7 protein-coding genes are annotated in these 6,952 nt (G+C 67.4%); 3 read left to right on the forward strand and 4 right to left on the reverse strand.

Annotated features, from left to right (window positions below):
• Window positions 1–57: 57 nt before the first annotated feature.
• Entirely contained in the window at window positions 58–549 is a 492-nt protein-coding gene (locus C6A77_RS08385) for a DUF523 domain-containing protein (protein WP_114169029.1), read from the reverse strand.
• A complete protein-coding gene (locus C6A77_RS08390; protein WP_114169038.1) occupies window positions 536–1,168 on the reverse strand; it encodes a 2OG-Fe(II) oxygenase in 633 nt (210 codons plus the stop codon). The genes C6A77_RS08385 and C6A77_RS08390 overlap by 14 nt, the downstream gene beginning before the upstream one ends.
• A 113-nt stretch (window positions 1,169–1,281) precedes the next feature.
• On the opposite strand from C6A77_RS08390, the gene C6A77_RS08395 reads away from it, so the two are divergent.
• Window positions 1,282–2,034 (forward strand): DUF2059 domain-containing protein, encoded by a 753-nt coding sequence (locus tag C6A77_RS08395; protein ID WP_114169030.1) that lies wholly within the window; start codon window positions 1,282–1,284, stop codon window positions 2,032–2,034.
• Here C6A77_RS08395 and C6A77_RS08400 read toward each other — a convergent pair whose 3' ends face one another.
• Window positions 2,035–2,961, reverse strand: a complete 927-nt coding sequence (locus tag C6A77_RS08400; RefSeq protein ID WP_114169031.1) for an alpha/beta hydrolase — start codon at window positions 2,959–2,961, stop codon at window positions 2,035–2,037.
• A gap of 216 nt (window positions 2,962–3,177) precedes the next feature.
• On the opposite strand from C6A77_RS08400, the gene C6A77_RS08410 reads away from it, so the two are divergent.
• The gene (locus tag C6A77_RS08410) at window positions 3,178–3,747 is read left to right on the forward strand and encodes a DUF6436 domain-containing protein (RefSeq protein ID WP_114169033.1); all 570 of its coding nucleotides are present in this window, start codon (window positions 3,178–3,180) and stop codon (window positions 3,745–3,747) included.
• Here C6A77_RS08410 and C6A77_RS08415 read toward each other — a convergent pair.
• Complete coding sequence (locus C6A77_RS08415; RefSeq protein ID WP_114169034.1) at window positions 3,726–4,292, reverse strand: sugar O-acetyltransferase; 567 nt, start codon at window positions 4,290–4,292, stop codon at window positions 3,726–3,728. The genes C6A77_RS08410 and C6A77_RS08415 overlap by 22 nt on opposite strands.
• An 86-nt stretch (window positions 4,293–4,378) precedes the next feature.
• On the opposite strand from C6A77_RS08415, the gene C6A77_RS08420 reads away from it, so the two are divergent.
• Window positions 4,379–6,742: a penicillin acylase family protein gene (locus C6A77_RS08420; protein WP_114169035.1), complete on the forward strand. Its 2,364-nt coding sequence runs from the start codon at window positions 4,379–4,381 to the stop codon at window positions 6,740–6,742.
• Window positions 6,743–6,952 lie beyond the last annotated feature (210 nt).

The raw sequence follows: 6,952 nt of genomic DNA on the forward strand, positions 1-6,952 counted from the left end.
TGGGGCTGGTGACTACCCTGTGGGAGCGGGTTCACCCGCGAAAGGGCCGGTACAGGATTACTCCAGGGCCCGCTGCGCCTGCTCCAGTTCCAGCTCGCTGAACACCTGCACCCCAGCGCGCCGCAGCAACGCCGTGGTCACCCCCTGCCCCGCCACCTTCACGCCACTGAACGTGCCGTCATAGGTCAAACGGTTGCCACACGAAGGGCTGCCAGCCTTCAGCACCGCCACGCGAATGCCATGCTCGCGCACCAGCGCCAGCGCCTGCTGCGCCCCGGCCAGAAACGCGGCGCTGACATCCTCGCCGGTCACCGTCAGCACCTGCACGCTACCGTCGAGCACCGAGGCCCCCTGCCCGCCCGCTATCTCTGCCGGCGGCCGTGGGGTCGGCAAGCCACCCGCCACCTCCGGGCACAGCGGCACCACATACCCTTGGGCCTGCCAGCGCTGCAACAGGTCGGGGTGGCCACTGGCACGGCCGTCATAACGCACCGGCTGCCCCAGCAGGCAGGCGCTGACCAGCACCTTGGGCAAATCAGAACGGGTCATTGCCACGGCGCCGGAACCAGCCGGTCAACGACAGCCGCTCACGCCCTGCCGGCAACACTTCGTGAGGCACCTCGCCCGACAGGAACACCACCAGGCAGCCCGCTACCGGCTCGACATCGTGTTCGACACCGTCGGCCAGGAACATGCGCAACTGGCCACCGTCCTGTGGCTGCCAGCCTTCATTGAGGTACAGCACCGCCGACACCATCCGTCGGTCATCGTCGCGGAAGCGGTCCAGGTGGCGGCGATAGAACGCCCCCGGTGGGTACAGGGCAAAATGGCATTCGAAGTCTTCCAGCCCCAGGAACAAGCCCTGGTTGATGGCCTGGCGCAGCTGGTCCATGGCGGCCAGGTACTGGTCGCAGGCTGCGGCTTGCCCAGGGTCGATCCACTGGATCTGGTCGCCGCGGATAGCCTCGCGCACCTCCTGCGCCGCACCGCGCCCAACCCCGGCGGGGTTGAGTTGGCCATCGGCATCGCGGCGCCGGCATTCGGCCGCCAGCGCGCGCACCAGGTCGGCAGGCACGAACAGCGCCTGCTGGGACCAGCCATGGGTGGCCAGATCGTCGACGACGGCCGCAAGCATCGGGTGTTCAGGGGAGATGTGCATGGCGCGCATCATATCCATTAGCCATGCCGGCGCACAGCGCCACTTGGCCGAGAACCACGCGGATATCTCGACAAACCGACACTGGGCCACAGACAATAGCCACCTGCCGACAGGAGTCCTGAATGCGCCGTCTGTTTTCCCTGATTCTGCTGATGATCTGCACCGTGCCTGTCTGGGCAGACAACCTGGATCAACTGTACAAGGCCGCCGGCTGGCCCGACCAGCGCGCCCATTTCACCGATGCCCTGACCGCCGCCCAGCAGCGCTACCGCAACAGTTTGCCACCCGCCGTCTACCAGGCGCTGGTCAACAACAGCAACCAGCGCTTCCAGGCCCAGGCGGTGGACCGTCGCGCCCAGGCCAAGCTGCGCGCGACCCTGGCCAACCCAACACCGGCGCTGGCGTTCTTCCAGTCGCCGCTGGGTCGCAAGGTGGTGGCCGCCGAGCTCAAGGCCACCCGCAAGGATGAACTGGCCAGGAACGCCAAGGGCCTGCCGAAAATCCAGGCCAGCGACGACCGCCTGCTGATCATCGGCCACCTGGCCCAGGCCCTGCCAGCGCGCGAGGCCGGGGCCGAAGTCAGCCTGGCCATCGCCGGCGTAGCGGCCGACAGCCTCAGTTCGATGATCCCCGGCCTGTTCGGTGGCGGCCAGGCCCAAGGCCTGCTCGACGGCCAGCGCCAGCGCCTGATGAACCAGATCGGCGAAGACCTCGACAACACCTTGCTGTACGTCTACCGCGACTTGACTGACGCCGAGCTGGAACAGTTCGCCACCTTTGCCGAGTCAGCCGACGGCAAGGCTTACTACCAGGCAGCCCTGGCCGCCGTGCGCGCCGGCCTGGCAGTGGGCCAGAGCACCAACGAGCTCAAGTGATCAGCCCAGGCGCTGGTCGATGAAGTCGAAGTAGCGCTGGCGAATGCCCGGCAGTTCGTTGGCCAGATGGTGGCGAGCGTCGGGCAGCAGCAGAATCTGCGGTTCGGCGAACTTGGCCTTGAGCACTTCGAGGTTGTACGGCCAGTCCACCGTGCCATCCGCTTCCCCCTGCACGATCAACGGCCGCCGCGTACTGCGCGGCGCGGCCTCGATGCGTTTGACCCAGGCGATCAAGGCGCCTACCCAGGCGGTTGGCAGGCGACGCGGTTGCAGCGGGTCCGCCTCGAGAAACGGCAGGAAGCCAGGGTCGTTGGTGTTCTCGCTGAAGCGCCGGTCAATACCGTTGACGAAGTGACGCAGCACCCGATAACTCAACTTCGACCAGCGCCAGGCACAGGGCCGCACCAGCGGCGCCAACAGAATGACCTGGCCATCGATGGGGCTGCGAGCGCCCTGGTGCAGCAGATGATCCACGGCAATCGCGCCACCGGTACTCTGCCCGCACAGGTGCCAGGGTTGTGGCAGTTGCAGCGTGCGCGCCTGCTCGAACAAGGCCTGCAGAACCTGCTGGTACACCGCGAAATCGCTGATGCTGGCCCGCTCGCCGCTGGACAGCCCGTGCCCGGGCAGATCGCAGCTGATCACCGCGAACCCCTGTTTCAGCGCCCACTCGATCACATGCCGGTACAGGCCCATGTGGTCGTAGTAACCGTGCAGCAGGAACAGCGTCGCGTTTGCCTGCTCGGGTAGCCAGGCCTGCCCGACCAGGTCGAACCCTGCGGCCTGAAAGCCGCCCAGCCAGCTGTGGGCCGGCAGGTTCAGGCCATAGAAGCGCTGGTAATCCTGCGCTTGCGCCGACAGCGGCTGGCGAGCGGTGAACGGCGCCAGGCTGGTGCGCAGGAGGTCGGGGTGAAAGGCAGCGGGCATCGGTACATCCACAGCGAAGCAAGTATTGATCTGGGATATTCAGCTCTGGCCGGCGTCGTGGCAAGCTTGGACTATGTGTCACCTGTACCGGCCCTATCGCCGGCAAGCCAGCTTCCACAGGTTGCCTACAGGCCTCAGGCCTGGTGGAATCCCTGTGGGAGCTGGCTTGCCGGCGATAGGGCCAGTGAACCCACCACAAGAATCCCACGGACATCCATGCCGACCCGCCTTGCCAAACCCGTCCTGATCGCCCTCGCCGTGCTGCTCTGCACCACGTTGGTCTGGCAGGCCTACACCTCCTTCCAGGCCCGCTACCTGCGCCCGTTCGCCAACCAGGCCACGCTGTTCGACGGCAGCCAACTGCAACTGCCCCCAGAGCTGGCCGGTCCTGGCCCGATCCGAGTGGTGCACTTCTGGGACCCGGCCTGCCCATGCAATGTCGGTAACCAGCAGCACCTGGGCGACCTGCTTACCCAGTTCGCCGACAAGGATGTGTCTTTCCATATCGTGCAGAAGCCCGGCAGCCACGGCCGGCTGCCCGCCAACCTCGCCAGCCTGCAACCGATCGCCACCCTGCCCGGCAGCGAGCAGCTGCCCGCTTCCCCGGCGGTGGCCATCTGGGACCGGCAGGGCCACCTGGCCTACTTCGGCCCGTACAGCGAAGGCGCGGTGTGCAATGCCAGCAACAGCTTCATCGAACCGATCCTCAAGGCGCTACTCGACGGCCGCCAGGTGAGTGCCTCCAATACCCTGGCGGTGGGCTGCTACTGCCCCTGGGCAGGCTGACGCACTCGCGCAGGGTTGCCCACCACCACCGCGCCTGCCGGCACGTCACGGGTCACCACGCTACCGGCACCTACCACGGCGTTATCACCAATGGTCACCCCCGGCAGGATGATTGCCCCGCCACCAATCCACACGTTGTCGCCAATGGTCACCGGCCGACCGCTCTCCAGCCCGGTGCGGCGCACCTCGGGGTCCAGCGGGTGGTCGGCGGTATAGATCTGCACGTTGGGGCCGATCTGGCAGTCGTCGCCGATACGCACCGGCAGCACATCGAGGATCACGCAGTTGAAATTCATGAAGGTATTGCGCCCGACACTGATGTTGTAGCCATAGTCGCAATAGAACGGCGGGCGGATCACCGCGCCTTCGCCCACCTGGCCAAAGTGCTCGGCCAGCAGCCCATGGCGCGCGTCGTTGAGCAGTTCGACGCTGTTGTTGTAGCGGTGCATCCAGTGCTTGTTGGCGATCTGCTCGGCCTGCAGCTCGGGGCAGCCAGCATGGTAGAGCTGGCCGCTGAGCATTTTCTGTTTTTCGCTGATGGACATGGAAACTCCTTCCTGGGGCTATGCTCTGTTCGCGAATCCGCCCATGATCGGACCACATTTTTCGCGTGAACGCACAAGGAGCCTGCATGAAGCGCAGCCTGACCCTGCTGGCCGTGGTCGTGATCGTGGCCGCCGGCGCCGGTTACTGGTACGTACAGGGCAAGCTGCCGCAGCGCGAGGGCGAGGTGGCCATCGCCGGCCTGCAGGCGCCGGTCAGCGTGCGCTATGACGCCCGCGGCGTGCCGCACCTGCAGGCGCAGAGCGAGCCGGACCTGTACCGTGCCCTGGGCTATGTGCATGCCCAGGACCGGCTGTTCCAGATGGAGATCCTGCGCCGCCTGGCCCGGGGCGAGCTGGCCGAGGTGCTGGGCGACAAGCTGCTGCCCACCGATACCCTGTTCCGCAGCCTGCGCATCCGCGAACAGGCGGCACGGATGGCCGCGAGCCAGGACCCGCAATCACCGGCATCGCAGGCCCTGCAAGCGTACCTCGATGGGGTCAACAGCTGGCAGGCCAGCCACCCCAAGCCCATGGAGTTCGACCTGCTCGGCATCACGCCACGCCCTTTCACCGCCGAGGACACCCTGAGCATCGCCGGTTACCTGGCCTACAGTTTCGCCGCCGCGTTTCGCACCGAGCCCGCCCTAACCTACATCCGCGACCAGCTCGGCCCTGAGTACCTGAACATCTTCGATCTCGCCTGGCAGCCCGAGGGCGCGCTCGGTACTCCATTGGCCGCTGCCGACTGGCAAAGCCTGGAAGCCCTCGCCCGCCTCAGCCATGAAGCACTGGGCGATGCGGGCATTGCGCAATTCGAAGGCAGCAACGCCTGGGCCGTGGCCGGCAGCCGCACCCGCAGTGGCAGGCCGCTGCTGGCCGGCGACCCGCACATCGGTTTCGCGGTGCCGGCCGTGTGGTACGAGGCCGAACTCTCGGCGCCCGGTTTCAACCTGTATGGCTACTTCCAGGCGCTCAACCCGTTCGCCCTGCTCGGCCATAACCGCGACTTCGGCTGGAGCCTGACCATGTTCCAGAACGACGACGTCGACCTGATCGCCGAGCGCACCAACCCGGCCGATGCCAACCAAGTGATGGTCGATGGCAAATGGCAGGCGCTGGAAAAGACCGAGCAGCAGATCGCCGTCAAAGGCGAAGCGCCGGTCACGATCAACCTGCGCCGCTCCGCCCACGGCCCGATCGTCAACGACGTGCTGGGCGCCAGCGCCGGGCCTACGCCAATCGCCATGTGGTGGGCCTTCCTGGAAACCGAAAACCCGATCCTCGACGGCTTCTACCAGCTCAACCGCGCCGATACCCTCGGCAAGATGCGCGAGGCCGCCGCCAAGGTCCATGCGCCTGGGCTGAACCTGGTCTGGGCCAATGCCCGTGGCGATATTGGCTGGTGGGCGGCGGCGCAGTTGCCGATCCGCCCCGACGGGGTCGATCCGGCGTTCATCCTCGACGGGGCCAGTGCGCAGGCCGACAAGCTTGGCTTCTACCCCTTCAGCGTCAACCCGCAACAGGAGAACCCGCCGCGCGGCTACATTGTCTCGGCCAACTACCAGCCTCCGTCGGCGGTGCCGATACCCGGTTACTACAACCTGCCGGACCGAGGCCGCCAGCTTGACCGCCACCTGGCCAATCCCGATGTGAAGTGGGATACCCAAAACAGCCAGGCGCTGCAGCTGGACACTGCCAGCGATCATGGCCCGCGCACCCTCGCACCGCTGCTGGCAACGCTGCGCGCAGTGGCCGAAGGTGATGAGGAGAAGGAACTGGTCGAGCAACTGGCCGCCTGGGGCGGCGGCTACCCCATCGACTCGACCAGTGCCACGCTGTTCAACCAGTTCCTCTACGAACTGGCGTTCGCGGCGCTGCATGACGAACTGGGTGACATCTGGTTCCCGGTGCTGATCAGCACCCGCGTCATCGACGCCGCGCTGCCACGCCTGGCGGCGGATGCCGATTCGCCCTGGTGGAACACCCGCGGTGGCAACCAGCGTACCGATCGCACTGCGGTCGTGCGCACGGCGTGGCGGAACAGCCTGAAGCATCTGCGTGACACGCTGGGCAGCGACCCGGCCAGCTGGCAGTGGGGCAAGGCCCACACCCTGACCCACAACCACCCGCTTGGGGTGAAAAAGCCACTGAACCTGTTGTTCAACGTCGGGCCGTTCGCTGCGCCCGGTACCCATGAAGTGCCGAACAACCTGTCAGCGAAGATCGGCCCGGCGCCGTGGCCGGTAACCTACGGGCCGTCGACGCGGCGGCTGATCGATTTTGCCGATGCCGGGCAGGCGCTGACCAGCAACCCGGTCGGGCAGAGTGGCGTGCCGTTTGATCGCCACTATTCGGACCAGGCCGAGGGGTATGTGCAGGGCCAGTACCAGAAGGCACAGATGGGGGTGATTCCGGCGCAGAGCACCTTGCGATTGGTGCCTGGCGGGTAGCCGAGGGCTGCTGCGCAGTCCAATCGCCGGGCGGCCCCCCCCCCCCCCAGACCGGCCCAGGCGGGGGGGGGGGGGGGGGGGGGGGGGGGGGGGGGGGGGGGGGGGGGGGGGGGCCGGGGGGGGGGGGGGGGGGGGGGGGGGGGGGGGGGGGGGGGGGGGGGGGGGGGGGGGGGGGGGGGGGGGGGGGGGGGGGGGGGGGGGGGGGGGTTT

This window comes from Pseudomonas sp. AFG_SD02_1510_Pfu_092 (assembly GCF_003331055.1).
Taxonomy (GTDB): Bacteria; Pseudomonadota; Gammaproteobacteria; order Pseudomonadales; family Pseudomonadaceae; genus Aquipseudomonas.